Origin of the sequence: Mesorhizobium captivum, from assembly GCF_033977165.1 — a bacterium.
Lineage (GTDB): Bacteria > Pseudomonadota > Alphaproteobacteria > Rhizobiales > Rhizobiaceae > Mesorhizobium > Mesorhizobium captivum.
The window spans coordinates 85,633-102,185 of record NZ_JAVIJB010000028.1; the positions used below are offsets into that span (position 1 = coordinate 85,633).

The 16,553-nt window shown below is 65.5% G+C and carries 16 protein-coding genes; 2 read left to right on the plus strand and 14 right to left on the minus strand.

Features of this window, described 5'->3' with window-relative positions; all coding sequences use genetic code 11:
• Positions 1-151: 151 nt before the first annotated feature.
• Entirely contained in the window at positions 152-457 is a 306-nt protein-coding gene (locus RFM40_RS22560; protein ID WP_320227582.1) for a hypothetical protein, read from the minus strand.
• Between the two features lie 390 nt (positions 458-847).
• Positions 848-2,344: a CoA-acylating methylmalonate-semialdehyde dehydrogenase gene (locus tag RFM40_RS22565; RefSeq protein ID WP_320221590.1), complete on the minus strand. Its 1,497-nt coding sequence runs from the start codon at positions 2,342-2,344 to the stop codon at positions 848-850.
• A 374-nt stretch (positions 2,345-2,718) separates the two neighbouring features.
• On the opposite strand from RFM40_RS22565, the gene RFM40_RS22570 reads away from it, so the two are divergent.
• Entirely contained in the window at positions 2,719-3,600 is an 882-nt protein-coding gene (locus RFM40_RS22570) for a LysR family transcriptional regulator (RefSeq protein WP_320272439.1), read from the plus strand.
• 7 nt (positions 3,601-3,607) lie between these two features.
• Here the strand turns inward: RFM40_RS22570 and RFM40_RS22575 are convergent, their stop codons facing one another.
• The 11 genes from RFM40_RS22575 to rsfS form a co-directional block, all read right to left on the minus strand.
• Positions 3,608-4,180 carry a hypothetical protein gene (locus tag RFM40_RS22575; protein ID WP_320227580.1) on the minus strand — a complete coding sequence of 191 codons (573 nt, stop codon included), beginning with the start codon at positions 4,178-4,180 and terminating at the stop codon, positions 3,608-3,610.
• A 40-nt stretch (positions 4,181-4,220) separates the two neighbouring features.
• Positions 4,221-5,480, minus strand: coding sequence for a D-amino acid dehydrogenase (locus RFM40_RS22580; protein ID WP_320227579.1), 1,260 nt, complete (start codon positions 5,478-5,480; stop codon positions 4,221-4,223).
• 22 nt (positions 5,481-5,502) lie between these two features.
• Complete coding sequence (locus RFM40_RS22585) at positions 5,503-6,039, minus strand: GreA/GreB family elongation factor (RefSeq protein ID WP_320278258.1); 537 nt, start codon at positions 6,037-6,039, stop codon at positions 5,503-5,505.
• Positions 6,036-6,455: a nucleoside diphosphate kinase regulator gene (gene rnk, locus RFM40_RS22590; RefSeq protein ID WP_320278259.1), complete on the minus strand. Its 420-nt coding sequence runs from the start codon at positions 6,453-6,455 to the stop codon at positions 6,036-6,038. The genes RFM40_RS22585 and rnk overlap by 4 nt, the downstream gene beginning before the upstream one ends.
• A 274-nt stretch (positions 6,456-6,729) precedes the next feature.
• Positions 6,730-7,872 (minus strand): alanine racemase, encoded by a 1,143-nt coding sequence (gene alr, locus RFM40_RS22595; protein ID WP_320278260.1) that lies wholly within the window; start codon positions 7,870-7,872, stop codon positions 6,730-6,732.
• 386 nt (positions 7,873-8,258) lie between these two features.
• The gene (locus tag RFM40_RS22600) at positions 8,259-8,777 is read right to left on the minus strand and encodes an RNA pyrophosphohydrolase (RefSeq protein WP_320227575.1); all 519 of its coding nucleotides are present in this window, start codon (positions 8,775-8,777) and stop codon (positions 8,259-8,261) included.
• A gap of 33 nt (positions 8,778-8,810) precedes the next feature.
• Positions 8,811-10,004: a divergent polysaccharide deacetylase family protein gene (locus tag RFM40_RS22605; RefSeq protein WP_320278261.1), complete on the minus strand. Its 1,194-nt coding sequence runs from the start codon at positions 10,002-10,004 to the stop codon at positions 8,811-8,813.
• 177 nt (positions 10,005-10,181) lie between these two features.
• Positions 10,182-11,513 (minus strand): S41 family peptidase, encoded by a 1,332-nt coding sequence (locus RFM40_RS22610; protein ID WP_320221602.1) that lies wholly within the window; start codon positions 11,511-11,513, stop codon positions 10,182-10,184.
• A 1-nt stretch (position 11,514) separates the two neighbouring features.
• Positions 11,515-12,849, minus strand: coding sequence for a murein hydrolase activator EnvC family protein (locus tag RFM40_RS22615; RefSeq protein WP_320227573.1), 1,335 nt, complete (start codon positions 12,847-12,849; stop codon positions 11,515-11,517).
• Positions 12,850-12,998: 149 nt separating this feature from the next.
• A complete protein-coding gene (rlmH, locus tag RFM40_RS22620; RefSeq protein ID WP_320278262.1) occupies positions 12,999-13,481 on the minus strand; it encodes a 23S rRNA (pseudouridine(1915)-N(3))-methyltransferase RlmH in 483 nt (160 codons plus the stop codon).
• A 61-nt stretch (positions 13,482-13,542) separates the two neighbouring features.
• Positions 13,543-13,920 (minus strand): ribosome silencing factor, encoded by a 378-nt coding sequence (rsfS, locus tag RFM40_RS22625; protein WP_059189846.1) that lies wholly within the window; start codon positions 13,918-13,920, stop codon positions 13,543-13,545.
• A gap of 242 nt (positions 13,921-14,162) precedes the next feature.
• On the opposite strand from rsfS, the gene RFM40_RS22630 reads away from it, so the two are divergent.
• On the plus strand, positions 14,163-15,014 hold the full coding sequence (locus RFM40_RS22630; protein WP_320278263.1) for a mechanosensitive ion channel family protein: 852 nt from the start codon (positions 14,163-14,165) through the stop codon (positions 15,012-15,014).
• 5 nt (positions 15,015-15,019) lie between these two features.
• Here the strand turns inward: RFM40_RS22630 and RFM40_RS22635 are convergent, their stop codons facing one another.
• Positions 15,020-16,306 (minus strand): MFS transporter, encoded by a 1,287-nt coding sequence (locus RFM40_RS22635; protein WP_320278264.1) that lies wholly within the window; start codon positions 16,304-16,306, stop codon positions 15,020-15,022.
• Between the last annotated feature and the right edge of the window lie 247 nt (positions 16,307-16,553).

The following is a 16,553-nucleotide window of genomic DNA, read 5'->3' on the forward strand; positions in this document are numbered from 1 at the left end:
TTCTGGTTTCCGGTCTGTCGCAGGGAGATCATGACTCCCTCGATTCGATATGGTGAACCTCCATCCTGCAAACAAGCGGGCGTAATGGGGAGCGCCTGGGTCGGCCTTCGCTCAGCGCGTGGCAGGGCGTTCGACCAGGCCGTTTGGTGGTTCAGGCACCTGGCATGGCTGCCGTGATCGAAGGGCTGTCCCAGCCTTCGCCGACGGACAGGATGCAGCTTTGCCCCTTGGTGTCGGAGGCAAGCACGGTCCAGCTGCCCCGGTCGGACACAAAGATCTCGAGCACCACGTTCGGATTGATCAGCCCACGCCCGGCCTCGCTTTCGTGGAACCGGTCGCCGAGCGCCTTGATGATATCGGCGCGCGGTGCGCATTGCGCGGCCGCGTTGGCCTGGGCGGCGCCGCCAAACACTGCAGCCGCCGCAAGGAACGTCGTCGCCATAAGAAATCGTGTCATCTGACACCTCCTCGCGCCAGACGAGAACCCCGGCTGCTACCGGCGCTGTTTGATTGGCCTGCATCTCGGCAGGGATGCAATTTAAGGCGAATGGTAGCCTGTTGGTTCCATCGCCTATGCGTGATGTCCTTTCCAAATGCAGTAGGCCCGGGCGTTGCCCGGGCCTACCTGTACGACCTTTCGACTGGTCAGTTCATCGTCGGGATGACGAACTCGGCGCCGTCCTTGATGCCGGCCCCGCGCCCGCAGCCGCAACGCGGCGAGGACGCGCAACCGAGGGACCGTCCAGTCAGTTCATCGTCGGGATGACGAGCTCGGCGCCGTCCTTGATGCCGGCCCCGCGTCCGCAGCCGCAACGCGGCGAGGACGCGCAACCGAGACACCGTCCGGTCAGTTCATCGTCGGGATGACGAACTCGGCGCCGTCCTTGATGCCGGACGGCCAGCGCGAGGTGACCGTCTTAGTCTTGGTATAGAAGCGGAACGCATCCGGGCCGTGCTGGTTGAGATCGCCGAAGGACGACGCCTTCCAGCCGCCGAAGGTGTAGTAGGCGATCGGAACCGGGATCGGCACGTTGACGCCGACCATGCCGACCTGGACGCGCGAGGCAAAGTCGCGCGCGGCATCGCCGTCGCGGGTGAAGATGGCGACGCCGTTGCCCATCTCGTGGTCGTTGGCGAGCTTGATGGCGTTCTCGTAGGTCGGCGCGCGCACCACCGAGAGCACCGGCCCGAAAATCTCTTCCTTGTAGATGCGCATGTCAGCGGTCACGTTGTCGAACAGGCAGCCGCCCATATAGTAGCCGTCCTCATAGCCCTGCATCTTGAAGCCGCGGCCATCGACGACGAGCTTGGCGCCTTCCTTGACGCCGAGATCGACATAGCCCTTCACGCGCTCCAACGCCTGCGCCGTCACCAGCGGGCCGAAATCGGCGGAAGAATCCGTCGACGGACCGACCTTCAGGCTTTCGACGCGCGGCACCAGCTTTTCCATCAGCCGGTTGGCGGTGTCGTTGCCGACCGGAACCGCTACCGAGATCGCCATGCAGCGCTCGCCGGCCGAGCCGTAGCCGGCGCCGATCAGGGCGTCGACCGTCTGGTCCATGTCGGCATCGGGCATGATGATCATGTGGTTCTTGGCGCCGCCGAAGCACTGCACGCGCTTGCCGGCCGCGCAGCCGCGCGCATAGATGTACTGCGCGATCGGCGTCGAGCCGACGAAGCCGATGGCCTTGATGTCCGGATCGTCGAGGATGGCGTCGACCACTTCCTTGTCGCCGTTGACGACGTTCAGCACGCCTTCCGGCAAGCCGGCTTCGATGAACAGCTCCGCGATACGCAGCGGCACGCCCGGATCGCGCTCCGACGGCTTCAGGATGAAGGCGTTGCCGCAGGCGAGCGCCGGCGCGATCTTCCAAAGCGGGATCATGGCCGGGAAGTTGAACGGCGTGATGCCTGCCACCACGCCGAGCGGCTGGCGCATCGAATAGGTGTCGATGCCGGGGCCGGCGCCGTCGGTGAACTCGCCCTTCATCATGTGCGGCGCGCCGATGCAGACCTCGACCACTTCGAGGCCGCGCTGGATGTCGCCGCGCGCGTCGGCAATCGTCTTGCCGTGCTCGCGCGCCAGGATGTCGGCCAGTTCTTCATAGTCGCGCTGGACCAGTTCGAGGAACTTCATCAGCACGCGCACGCGGCGCTGCGGATTGGTGGCGCCCCACTTGAGTTGCGCGGCCTTGGCGTTCTCGACCGCGGCGCGCAGTTCCTGCGCCGAGGCCAGCGCCACCGTAGCGCGCACGGAGCCGTCCATCGGCTGCATGACGTCCTGCTTGCGGCCGCTGGTGCCGGCGACACGCTTGCCGCCGATGAAATGACCGTATTCGATCATGGTTTCTCTCCCTGTTTGGTGATGAAGGCATTGTCCGCCTTTGCGGCGGCGATGGCAACGCGAGCTAAAACGCAACCGTTGTGCGGAAAATAGACAACGGTGGCTGGCTGTGCATTAATTGCCGCAAATGGCGGCTACGTCCATTGTTGCTGGGTCTGTTAAGTTGAGTTCCTTCGCGCCCCCCTCTGTCCTGCCGGACATCTCCCCCTCTAGGGGGGAGATTGGCAGCTTAGCCGACAGCGCCTTCTCCTGCATCGGCGATTGGCGAAAACCGGCGCGATATCTGATCTCCCCCCTAGAGCGGGAGATGTCCGGCAGGACAGAGGGGGGCGCGAAGGAACGCGGCGTTGACAATCATAGTGCGGACCATCCCCATGAACTGGGATGACGTGCGCATCTTCCTTGCCGTGGCGCGCGCCGGGCAGATCCTCGGTGCCGCCAAGCGCCTGGAGCTCAACCATGCCACCGTCTCGCGCCGCATCGCGGCGCTCGAGGACGCGTTGCGCACAAAGCTGTTCCGCCGCCTGACCACCGGTAGCGAGCTGACCCCGGCCGGCGAGCGTTTCCTCGACATTGCCGAACGCATGGAAAGCGACATGATCGCCGCGCGCTCGACCATCGCCGGCGAGGGAGACGATGTTTCCGGCACAGTGCGCATCGGTGCGCCCGACGGTTTTGGCGTCGCCTTCCTGGCAAAGCGGCTCGGCGAGCTGACCGCGCTTCACCGCGAGTTGAACATCCAGCTGGTGCCGGTGCCGCGCTCCTTCTCGCTGTCGCGGCGCGAGGCTGACATCGCGATAACCGTCGAACGGCCGACCGAGGGGCGATTGGTGGCGGGAAAGCTGGTCGACTACACGCTCGGCCTATTCGCCTCCCGCGCCTATGCCGATACCAACGGCCTGCCCAGGGCGGCGGCCGAGCTCGGCCGGCACACGCTGATCGGCTATGTGCCCGATCTCATAGTCAGCCCCTCGCTCGACTATGCCGCCGAGTTCAGCCCGGACTGGCGCTCGAGCTTCGCCATCTCCTCGGCGCTCGGCCAGGCGGAAGCCGTGCGCTCCGGCGCCGGCATCGGCATCCTGCACACCTTCGTTGCCCGTTCGATGCCCGAGCTCGTGCCCGTCGACATCGTGGCGCCCATCCGCCGCGCCTACTGGCTGGTCTATCACGAATCGGTGAGGCCGCTGCGCCGGGTCCAGCTCGTCGCCAATTTCATCACCAAGGCGGTGGAGCGGGAAAAGGGGTTGTTCGTGTAGAATCCCTTCAAGGCGGATCGAGCACGAATGAGTTCACGACCTTCTCGGCCTCATCGGCCAGCGGCGCCCACATCTGGGCGGTTTCCTCGGCGCTGTTGCCCATGAGTCCGCAGGTGACGAAGCCGTAGCGGTCGCTGCGGATCGAAATCGCGATCTTGGCCTGCCCATAGAACCCGGCGCTGCCGTCGCCGAGCCGGAAATCCATGTCGGCCATCCGCACCGGATAGCCGTCCGGGAATCGCGCCAGCCTGTCGTTGCTGAAATTGGCCGAGCCGAAGGCCGCGCCGATCAGCGTCTGCCAGCTGTCCAGCGACCAGTCCTTTTCGACAAAGACCCTGGGATCGGGCGGATTGTCGGGGGCGGTCGGATCGTAGAGATTTTCCGACACGCGGCAGGTCAGTCCTTTTTCGCCGGATTTGACCTTGAGCCCCATGGTATCGCCGGACGTGGTTTCGCTCGTCCATTCCTCCGGATAGGTCAGCGAAAAACCGTGCTCCTTGTCGTGAACCGTCTTGTCCGCCGCAAGTGCCGGGGCGCAGATCAAACATCCGGCGGCCGCAGCCAAAACAAAAGCGCGCATCGCACCACCCTCCCCATCGCGCCGACGCTGATCGCCTCGGTTAAGCCTTGACATACCGGTCGGGGCTGAGATCGAGCGCGTTGATCTCCGGCACCCGGTTGGACATGATGTCGGAAAGCACCTTGGCCGAGCCGCAGGCCATGGTCCAGCCCAGCGTGCCGTGGCCGGTGTTGAGATAGAGGTTGGACAATTCGCTCTGGCCGACCAGCGGCGGCCCGTCCGGCGTCATCGGCCGCAAGCCGCACCAGAAGGTCGCCGCCTTGAGGTCGCCGCCGCCCGGATAAAGGTCGCCGACGGAATGCTCGAGCGTGCGGCGGCGCGTTTCATGCAGGCGGAGATCGAAGCCCGAAATCTCAGCGGTGCCGCCGACGCGGATGCGATCGCCGAGCCTGGTGATCGCCACCTTGTAGGTCTCGTCCATCACGGTCGACACCGGCGCCGCCTCGGTGTTCGTGATCGGCACGGTGATGGAATATCCCTTGACCGGATAGACCGGGATCGGCCGCTTCAGCTTGCGCATGAAAGGCGCCGAATAGCTGCCCAGCGCCATCACATAGGCGTCCGCCGTCCGCCAGCCCTTGTCGGTGCCGACATTGACGACGCGGTTGCGGTTCCTGACGACGCGTCGGATGGTCGTGCCGTATTCGAAAGTGACGCCGCGCGCCGCGCAAAGCCCGGCGAGCTTCTCGGTGAACATCTTGCAGTCGCCGGTCTCGTCGCCCGGCAGCCTGAGACCGCCGACGAATTTTTCGCGCACGCCGGCAAGCGCCGGCTCCGCCGCGATGCAGCCGTCCCGATCGAGGATCTCGTAGGGAACGCCGTACTTCTTCAGCACCTCGACGTCGCCGCCCGTGCCGTCGAGCTGCTTCTGCTTGCGGAAGAGCTGCAACGTGCCCTTGGACCGCTCGTCGTAGGTGATGCCTGTGGCGGCGCGCAGCGCCTTCAGCGTGTCGCGGCTGTATTCGGCGACCGGCACCATGCGCGACTTGTTCAGCGCATAGCGCTCGGCCGTGCAGTTGCGCAGCATCTTGAGCAGCCACGTCCACATATGCGGATCGAAGGCCGGCCGCACCACCAGCGGACCGTATTTCATCAAGAGCCACTTGACCGCCTTGACGGGGATGCCGGGCCCGGCCCATGGCGAAGCATAGCCGGGCGACACTTCGCCGGCATTGGCGAAGCTGGTTTCCAGCGCTGGCCCCGACTGTCGGTCGATCACTGTGACTTCGTGGCCGGCCTCGGCAAGGAAGTAAGCGGTGGTGACCCCGATCACGCCGCCGCCCAGCACCAGGACTCTCATTCAATGCTCCCTCAAAGTCCGGTCATGCCGCCGAAGGGCCCGGATCGTCGCGTTCTGTCTGCCGGATTTTGCCGTCCCCGCCAAGGGGCCAACGGTCGGCTTCGGCGCTGTAGACCAGCCTGAGGCCATGGGATCGCCGTCCGGCAGCGGCATCCGGTGCCGTTCGCCGCGCGGCTTCCGGCTGGTAGGCCACATCCTCGAGGAGGATGCGCTCACCGCTGCCGTCGGGGCGCTCTATCAGTGCTGACTGGCCTGCCCTCATGCCAAGCAGGCAGAGGCCGCGCCAAGTACCGACCGGCAGGCCGGACCCGACAGGAGCGTAGGCGTCGCCCAGCACCAATGTCCGCGTCTCGGCTTGACCGTCGTCGACGCGGAAGATCACCCGGCTGTTCAGCGTGGCGACGTCAGGCTCGACCGTGCCGATCGGGACGACGCTGCTCTCGGCGAGCTTGCGTTCGAGCATCGGCACGGCAGGGTCGGCAAGGGCGCGCCGGCGCATCAGCATCACTTCGAGAACCGCGAAATCCTTCGTCGTGAGACGATATATGGTCCCGGTCATGGCGCTCCCCGCGATGAGGATTGCTCGACGGCATGGATGGTCGCCGAAAGGACACGGCCGTCGCGGCTTCGCCAGGAGACCACCCGGCCGGCACGAGTGCCGATCAGCGCCGTTCCGAGCGGCGTCAGCACCGAGATGCGTTTTTCGGCGATGTCGGCCTCGGCGGGATAAACCAGCGTGACGCGCTGAACGCTCCCTTCTGCGTCGTGAAGCGTCACCGTGGAGCCCATCCGCACCACGTCGGCAGGCATCGCCGCTTCGGCGGCGATCCTGGCGCGGTCCATTTCGGCGAGCAGGTCCTCGGCCATCTCGGGCGTGCGCTCGAGAAAGGCCCTGGCAAGGCCGATCAGCCGGTTGTGATCCGCGTCGCTGACGAGGATCTGATTTCTGGGGCGCGATTGCGTTGCTGCTTGCATGGCGAACCTCATGGATTGGCGCATCGACGAACGAATGCGCGGACGGCCGCCGTTCAAAGGCGGCGGACAAGAGCCGGTAGCCGCAACGGGGCTGACTGGCTCGATGACGATGTCAGGAATTCAAATGCCCCGGCTCGGCGGCCGCCAAAGCGGCCGCGCCGGGGCTACGCTCCCGCGATGGGGCAAACCCTGAAAAAGGTTCTGCTATGGGCGGGGTTGCTCATGTTCCGAGCCTTGCCGAGAAGCACCGGCTTGTCAAGCAAGGCAGTAGCTCTCAGATCCCGACATAGCGGCGGTGAAAGCGCGCACCCAGGCTGGTAAGCACCTCGTAGCCGATGGTGCCGGCATGGCCGGCCACGTCGTCGAGACTTTGCGACGGGCCGATAAGCTCGACGAGGTCGCCCTCGCCCAGCCCGCCGGCCGGAAGCGCTGAAATGTCGAGGATGATCGAATCCATCGATATCCGGCCGACGAAAGGCAGCCGCACGCCCTCGAACCAGGCGGCCGAGGCAGCGCGCCGGTGCCAGCCATCGGCATAGCCGAACGAGATCGTCGCCAGCCTGAGCGGTCCGCGCGCATGATAGGTATGGCCGTAGCCGATGCCGGCGCCCTTTTCGACCTCTCGCGTCTGCGCCACTTTCGCCTGCAGCCGCACCACCGGCAGCATCGGGTTTGGTTCGCCCGGCGTCGGGTTGATGCCGTAAAGTGCTGCGCCCGGACGGGCTAGATCGTAGTGGTAGGGCGCCCCGACGAAGATGCCGGACGAATTGGCGAGCGACGCCGGTGCCCTGGGCAGCATCCCGCGCAGCCGTTCGAACGCCAGCCGCTGCGCTTCGTTGGCGGGATTGCGCGGCTCGTCGGCGCAGGCGAGATGGCTCATCACGAAGCGGATGTCGATGTCGTCGAAAGCATCCTTCGCCAGCGCCTGGACTTCGGCCGGCGGCATGCCGAGACGCGACATGCCGCTGTCGACCTGGATGGCGGCCGCCAGCTTTCGACCCGCAGTTCGCGCCGCTTCGCGCCACGCCTTCAGTTGAGCCGCGCTGTTGATGACGGGATGAAGCCCGGCCGCGAGCGCTTCCGATTCGGACCCTGGCGGCAGGCCGTTCAGGACAAAGATGTCATGTCCTGCCCCAAGCGCCTTGCGCAACGCGATGCCCTCGCCGAGCAGCGCGACGAAGAAGATATCGCAACCTTCCTTCAACAGCGCCGACGCCACCTGCGCGGCGCCGAGACCATAGCCATCGGCCTTGAGCACACCAGCGCAGCGGGCTGCGTTGAGTCGCGTCTTCAGCCGACGATAGTTTTCCCGGATAGCGCCGAGATCGATCGTCAGGATCGCGCCGGCGGCCGCCGCGCTGACCGTCGAAGCGTTGGCGAAAGTCGTTGGCGGCAAAGGCGCTTTGGCGTCGCTCATCGAGGCAATCGCGCTGGAAAAGACGGTTTTGCACTTGTTGCGGAGACGCGTGCTTTCCGACGCCAGCGCTGCCCCTCACCTGCCTGCCGGCATCCTCTCCCCGTATAGTGACGGGGAGAGGGGCGCTGTCGATGCCGATTTCGCCAATCACCAACGTCGCAAGAACGGCGCCGAGGCTGCGGCCAGCCCCTTCTCCCCGTCACTATACGGGGAGAAGTGCCCGGCAGGGCGATGAGGGGCAGCGCCGACGCTCCGCTAAAGTGCGCTTGCCGCGCGTCGTTCATGTTTGCCTCTTTGGCTGCGGCACATCTCAACAAAGCATGATCTCGACTATGGTGCCAACCTCTTCGCTTACCGAACTTAGTTGGAAGCAAGCCTGCCAACGTCTAACGAGCCAAATGCCGGAACGCCGCCACCACCTGCTCATAGACCTTGCGCTTGAACGGCACGACGAGGTCCGGCAGTTCCTGCATGGGCTGCCACGCCCATTGATCGAATTCGGCCTTGTGGTCGCCTGGCGGCGGGTTGATCTGGATCTCGCTCTCGTCGCCCTCGAAGCGGTAGGCGAACCATTTCTGCGTCTGGCCGCGATAGCGCCCCTTGAAGGCAATGCCGACCAGATGCGGCGGCAGGTCGTAGTTGATCCAGTGCGGCGCTTCGGCAAGGAGCGACACGCTGCGCATGCCGGTTTCCTCGTAAAGCTCCCGCCCCGCCGCCGCCAGCGGCTCCTCGCCCTTGTCGATGCCGCCCTGCGGCATCTGCCAGAGTTTTGTCGTGCCGGAAAACTCGCTGTCCGGTTCGGCGATGCGGTGCCCGACCCAGACCAGGCCGGCGCTGTTCAAGATCATCAGCCCGACGCAGGGGCGATAGGGCAGCGTCTCGGGATCGATCATTTTCTTGGACATTCCTGGATTGCGGTATCGGCGAGAGACCGATGACTAGCCCTTCTGCGGATCGATGGCCACCGCCGAAATCGGCACGATCTCGATGCCGCGCTTCTTCGCCTCGGCGACCCAGGACGTGACCGTGTCGACGGTGATGTCGAAAGCCGAGCCGATGCCGACGGCGCTGCCCTTGGCCCGCGCCGCGGCTTCCAGGCTGTCCAGCTTTTTGAGGATCTCGCCGCGATCCTGCACTGCGTCGATGGCCATGTCGCCGGCGACGAAGGGCACGCCGTCCTTCAGCGCGAGTTCGGGCGCCAGGCTTCGCGCGGACGAGCCGTCGTCGACATAGGCAAGCCCTCGCTTGCCGAGCTCGGCCATGAACGGTCCCATCGCGTTTGCATCGGCCGAAAAGCGCGCACCCATATAGTTCATGACGCCCGTATAATTGGTCGTCCTGGACAGCGCCCAGTGCAGGCTCTTCAAATTCTCATCCGGACTTGCCGAGACCGTCAGCGTGTTGCGCCCTGGATTGATGTTCGGATAGTCGAACGGCTCGAGCGGTATCTGCATGACGATCTCGTGCCCGCCCTGCCGCGCCGCCTTCATCCAGCGGTCGATGCTGTTGCCTTGCGGCGCGAAAGCCAGCGTCACCTCGGCCGGCAGTTTGGCGAGCGCCGCCTGCGTGCCGGTCTGCGAGACCGCGAGCCCGCCGATGACGATCGCCACGCGCGCGCCGCGCGCGCCGGACCATGGCCGGGCATAGACATCGAAGGGGCGCCTGCCGTCGGCCGAGCGGACCGGCAGCGGACCGCTGTCGCTGGCCTCGATCAGCCCCCTGTCCGGAATATGGGCGACCTTCAGATTCTGCCCGAGCGAGGAGGGATCGCGGATGACGATCCCGGCTTTGGGCGGACCGTCGCCGTTTTCGGTCTGGACATGGACGATCTGCGGGCCGCCGCTCTTCATCGGCGTGCTCGCATTGGGATTCGCCCCCGCCGTTTCAGCCGGCGCTGATGTCGACGCCGGCGCTGGAGCTGGCGCCACGGTCACCTTCGGCGTCGAAACGGCCATCTCTTCCGGCTTGCGGAAAGGTTTTTCACGCAACGCGATCGCAGCGGAAATGCCGATCACGGCGAGGAAGGCGACCGCGGCGCCAAGCGTGCCGGCGCTGATGCCGCGCGCGGCGGGGCGCTGAGGCCGGAGCGTCTGTCCGAGCGGGCGTTCGATATCCTTGCCGATGTCAGCCAAGCCGCATCCCCAGGCCCGTGGCGCGGCTGACCGCATTGTCAGCGCTCACGAGCGAATTCAACCCTCGGCGCCCCGGCGCCTCATCCCCGAATCAAACTGCCGGAACCTCGCGGTCCCGGCAGCATCGCATCGCTTCGGTCGGTCAGCCAGAGCGATATGCTCCGGCCAATCCCGCCCTTACTGGTTCAGCACGGCCTTGTCCGGGTTCGGCGGGAAGGCCGGATCGGTCTTTTGGCCGCGCAGCAGCTGTTCGGCATAGATCAGTTGCAGGTCGTCCTTCGGCTCCGGCGGCACATAGGCGGCCGAGCCCGAGCCGGTTGTACCCTCGTCGGCACCCTTGATGTGGCCCTTGAGGTCCGATTCGCCGCGGGTCAGGTCCCTGCCCTGCAGGTCCGGCGGCAGCGGCTGCTCGACCTTGATGTCGGGCGTGATGCCCTTGCCCTGGATCGACTTGCCGGACGGCGTGTAATAGAGCGCCGTGGTGAGCCTGAGCGCGCCATTCTCGCCGAGCGGGATGATAGTCTGCACCGAGCCCTTGCCGAAGGACTGCGAGCCCACCACCGTGGCGCGGCGCAGATCCTGCAGCGCGCCGGCGACGATCTCGGACGCGCTCGCCGAGCCGCCATTGACCAGCACGATCAAGGGCTTGCCGCCGATGTCGTCGTTCTGCTTCGGCTTGGCGTCGAAGCGAGTGACGTCCTTCGGGTCGCGACCGCGGGTCGAAACGATCTCGCCGCGCTTCAGGAAGGCATCCGACACGCTCACCGCCTGGTCGAGCAGGCCGCCCGGGTTGAGGCGCAGGTCGAGCACATAGCCCTTCAGCTTGTCGTTCGGCACCTGCTTCTTGATGGTCTCGATGGCGTTCTCGAGATCGTCATAGGTCTTCTCGGTGAAGGAGGTGATCTTCATGTAGCCGACGTCGTTCTCGACCCGGTACTTCACCGCCTTGACCTTGATAATGTCGCGCACCACCGTCAACTCGATCGGCTTGTCGGCGCCCTGGCGCAAAATCGTGAGCTTGATCGGCGTGTTGACCGGGCCGCGCATCTTCTCGACGGCGTCGTTGAGGGTGAGGCCGCGCACCTCTTCGCCGTCGATCTTGGCGATGTAATCGCCGGCAAGCACGCCCGCCTTCGCGGCCGGCGTGTCGTCGATCGGCGTGATCACCTTGACCAGGTCGTTCTCCATGGTGACCTCGATGCCGAGGCCGCCGAACTCGCCCTTGGTCTGCACGCGCATATCCTGCGCCTGCTCGGCGTTCATGTAGGAGGAGTGTGGATCGAGCGAGGCGAGCATACCGTTGATGGCGTTCTCGACCAGCGACTTGTCGTCCGGCGGCGTTACATATTGCGCGCGCACGCGTTCAAAGATGTCGCCGAAGATCGCCAGCTGCTTGTAGGTCTCGGAACCCGCAGCGTTCGCCGCCGAGCCGGGTGCGCCGTAGACCAGGCTCATTGCCGATGCGCCCATCAGCGCGCCGGCAAACAGAAGCGACAATTTCCGCATCATTTCACGTCCTTCCAGAAAATCGGTCCGCCCACCAGGGTGCCGGATCGACGGGTTTTCCATCCTTGCGGAACTCAACATAGAGTTCCGGCGTCGCATTTCCATTCTGCGAGGCCGAGGTGCTCGCCACCCGGGCCTCTCCCATCGCGCCGATCGGTTCTCCTGCGAGCACCGACTGTCCGGTCGCGACGCTGATTCTGCTCATCCCCGCCAGGACGACATGATACCCGTCGCCGGCGTTGAGGATCAAGAGCTGACCATAGGAGCGAAACGGCCCCGCATAAAGCACGTTTCCATCCGCCGGCGCGGTCACGATGGCTCCCGATTGTGTCGCAACCATGTCACCCTGCATCATGGCGCCATTGCCGTCGTCGGTCCCGAACCGCCTTTTGATCTTGCCGATGACCGGCAGCGCGATCTGCCCCTGCAGCGCCGCGAACGGGGCGGAAGCGGTCAAACGGTTGCCCTCCGGCACCGGCAGCGCGGCGGGTTCGGTCGTGGAGGCCGTTCTATCGCCATCCGCCGATTTCCGTTCGGCCGCGCTGGCCTGATCGGCCGCCTTGCGCGCCTTGTCGGCCTCGAGAGAGGCGATGAGGTCCTTCAGGCTGCTGGCCTTGGCCGCCAGCTGCTGCGAGCGCTGCTGCTCGGCCGCGAGTGCCGCTTCGGTATCGGCCTGCAGCTTCTGCTTGGCCTCGAGCAGCATGGTGAGCCGCTTCTTCTCCGCCGTCTGCTCGGTGACGGCAGCGGTGAGCCGTCCCCGTTCGGCCTCGATCGAGGCGGTCACCCGGGTCTGTTCCTTGAGATCGGCGAGCAGCCTGTCGGTCTGCTGGCGCAATTCCGGCACCACGGCGCCGAGCAGGATGGCGCTGCGCACCGACGACAGCGCGTCCTCCGGCTTGACCAGGATCGCCGGCGGCGGGTTGAGTCCCATGCGCTGCAGCGCGCCGAGAACTTCGGCAAGCACGTCGCGGCGCGCGACCAACGAGGCGTGCAGCTTCTCTTCCTCGGCCTTCAGCCCTTCGAGCTTGGCGCCGATGTCCTCGATGTCCTGGCCGAGCTTCTGCTCGGTCATGGCCGACTGGATGAGCGCCGCGCTGATCGAGGCATGGTCCTTCTTGACCGTCGCGACGTCGGCGGCAAGCTGGGCCAGCCGCTCGGACGACAAGGTGATTTCCTTGGAAACCTGCTCGTATTCGGCCCGGCTCTGGTCGGGATCGGGCGCGCGATCGAGCGCGTTTTCCGCCGCCTGGGCCGGCCCGAGCGCAACCAGCGCGGCGACAAGGGTCAAGCCGCAGCGGCTGCGCCAGGCGCGCGTTCTCGAATTCCAGCCTTCAGACATCAGGTCCCGACTCTATCCGCCGCTTCGTTAACGAACCATCAACCATGTTGGACGAGCCCCAACCATTGGGATGATGTTGACTGCCATTGGGGCGGAAATCCGGGCACAGGCATGCAATCCCCAGCTTTCGGCGGGGTTTCGGACTGTCCTCACGCGCGATGGTAGGGATGTCCGGACAGGATCGTGGCGACGCGATAGAGCTGTTCGCCGAGCATGACGCGCACCAGTTGATGCGGCCAGGTAAGCGCTCCGAACGACAGCACCAGATCGGCCTGCTCGCGCAAGGATTTGTCATGGCCGTCGGCGCCGCCGATCGCGATGACCAGCGCCTTGCGGCCGCCGTCGCGCAACTGACCGATGCGTGCGGCCAGATCCTCGGAGGACAGCGACTTGCCGCGTTCGTCGAGCAGGATGAGCACGGAGCCCTGCTGCAACTGGGCCTGCAGCTTCTGGCCCTCCTCGCGGCGGCGCTCGTCGGCGCTCTGGCCGCGGCTCTCGGGTATCTCGACGATGCCGGCAAATTCCAGCCCGACCGCGGGCCCGCTCTTGGCGAAGCGCTCGAAATAGCGGTCGGCCAGTTCTCTCTCGGGGCCGGTCTTCATCCGGCCCACGGCATGAACGGTAATCTTCATCCTCGCCTCGGCGAGCCGTCGATCGCTACCGGACCGGAACGGTCACGGCATGCGATACGGTTCAGTGCAAGGTCTCTTCCTCGAGATCCGGCGCCTGCCACATCTTTTCGAGATTGTAGAATTCGCGGACTTCGGGACGGAAGACATGGACGATGATGTCGCCCGAATCGATCAGAACCCAGTCGGCGCTGGCCAGCCCCTCGACGCGCGCCATGCCGAGACCGGCATCCTTGAGCGCCTTGAGGAGATGATCGGCGACAGCCGAGACATGACGGTGCGATCGGCCCGACGCGACGACCATATAGTCGCCGAGGCTCGATTTTCCCTGGATGTCGATTGAGACGATGTTTTCGGCCTTGGAGTCTTCCAGACTGGCAAGGACTGTCTTGATGGCGAGGGAGGCAGCATCGCTTCCGCTGATCCCGGCCGGCGAAGGCACGATGTCGGCCTTCTTCCGCAGTGCTGTTCTCAGTGTGTTTCCTTTCCCAATAAGAACAACCAAATCACCCCGCAAATCAGGTGACACCACTTAGATAGGCAGAGTTCCATTGCAGTTTCAAGACTGGCGCCCTTTCAGAGGAAGTCGCGCATCGGCGCTCGCCTGCTCAAGGAAGGCTGGAAAGATCGGAACTCCTGGCCGCCGCACGGGTTATCGGCTCACCGGACAAAGGGGACTTCACCATGCCGACAGACCCGCAAGACGCACTTCTCATCGTCCAGGCCGGGCTTGCGCAGCTCTCTACGCTCATCGTTTCCTATTCCTTCTCGGCGATCGGCGCCGTCATCCTTCTGATTGCCGGCTATTTCGTCGCCGGCCTCGCCGAGCGCTCGATCTTCGCCGGCCTCGGCCACATCCACGGCTTCGACGCGACGCTTCGCCATTTCTTCTCGAAGATCGTCCGCTACGCCATCCTGATCCTCGTCGTCATCATGGTGCTCGGCCAGTTCGGCGTGCAGACCGCTTCCATCATCGCCGCCATCGGCGCCGTCGGTCTGGCCATCGGGCTGGCGCTGCAGGGCACGCTGCAGAACATCGCCGCCGGCATCATGCTCCTGGCGCTGCGGCCGTTCCGCATCGGCGAATCCGTCGAAGTCGGCTCAGTGGCCGGCACGGTCGAGGAGATCGGCCTGTTCGCGACCAAGCTGCGCACCGTCGAAGGCGTCTACATCCTGGCGCCCAATTCGACTTTATGGAATCAGCCGGTGCGCAACTTCACCCGCAATGGTGTCCGCCGCACCGACATCACGCTCAGCATCGGGTCGTGGAACGATATCGACCGCGGACAGAAGACGCTGCTTGCCGCCGCCAGTGCCGAGAAGCGCATCCGGCGAGAGCCCGCGCCGATCGCCTTCGTGGCGAGCCTGGGTGAAGCAACGGTTTCCCTGACCTTGCGCTACTGGACGACGGCCGCCGACTATTTCGCCACCCAGATCGACATGACCAAGCGCGCCAAGCAGGCCTTCGACAACGAGGGCATTTCGATCCCGCTGCCGCCGCCCGAGGCGCCACCGCCGGGAGTCCGCAAGCAATAGCCGGTTCAATTCTCTTGGGACTGTTCATCCGGTCCAAAAGCGAGCTCCACCGGCAGCGGCGTCTGCGCCGACATCGGCGCGAAGTTGCCGGTGGCGGCGGCGGGCGTTGGCCGCGCGGCAAACACGCGCCACAGCACGAACAGGCAGAACGCCGAAGCAATGACGATGCCGACATAGATGAAGGTTTCGGTGCCGAAGACGGCCGAAAGCACCGTCACGATGCCGGGCACGATGAAGCCGGACAGCGACCAGGCAAAGAGCAGCGAGCTCGAGAGCGCCAGCAGCTCTTCCTTCCTGGCGCGGTCGGCGGCATGCGCGCTGGAGAGCGAATAGATCGATTCCGAGGCTCCGTCCCAGATCAGATAGATCATCACCAGCGCCATCAGCGCGCCGCCGTCGAAGGTGATGGCGAGCAGGCTCGCCACCACCGCGAGCGCCGCCGCGCCCGCAAGCACATAGCGCCGGTCGGTGCGGTCCGAGAGCCAGCCGAGCGGTATCTGCAGGATCAGCGTGCCGACCGGCATCGCCGACAGAAGCAGCGCCACATCCGCCTGCCTGTAGCCCTTGGCCGTGGCGTGGATCGGCGCGAAACCGGAAATGATCATCGACAGCCCGCCCACCGCCAGCATGCCGACGACGCCGACCGGCGAGATCTTCCAGGCCTGACCGAGCGCCACTGAAGCCGCCTGCGGCGCGGGCGGCTGGGCAAGCCGCGTCATGCCCACCGGCAGGATCGAGAGCGCGGTGAAGGCGATGCCGATCAGCGGCACCGCCGCCGTATGGATGTCGACCGCGGCGAGCGTCGCATAGCCGACGCCCAATCCGCCGATATAGGCGACGTAGAACACGGCCATCACCCGGCCGCGTATGGCGTTCGGCAAGGCATCGTTGAGCCAGCTCTGCGCGACGATGAAGAGGCCGCAGATGGCAAAGCCGTAGAGCGCCCGCGCCGCGATCCAGAGCAGCGGCATCGGTCCGGCGCCGATCGCGACGTTGGAGAGCGCGATCAGCGCCGAAAGCACCATGAACGCGCGGGCATGGCCAACTCTCTTGACGAGAGGCCCCGTCAGGATGCAGCCGGCAAGCCCGCCGGCCGAAAGGCCGGTGACGATCAGTCCGGCCCAGGTCGGATCGAAGCCGTCGGCGCCGAGCCGCACGGGAATGAAGGCGAACATCAGCCCATTGCCGATCGCGATCAGCGCCATCGACACGATGACGCTTGCAATGGCGATCAACGGCGCCGATTGCGCGGCGCGGCCTAGATCGGTCGTGGTGCGGCTCTTCTCCAGCATGCTTCAGCATCGCCTACCGGTGGGCGAAAAGCCGCCGTAAAAGCGACATGGCCAGGTTTTCCCCTTCTCCCCCTGTGGGAGAGGGGATCGGCGCGCAGCGCCGAGACGGATGAGGGGTGTTGGACGGATCGCCGTCCTTGCCAAGCTGGAGCACCCCTCATCCGGCCGAGCTAGGCTCGGCCACCTTCTCCCACAAGGGGCTAGCGTGCGCACACATTTGCTTCGTGGTGTGGTCAAGTGTGAAGAA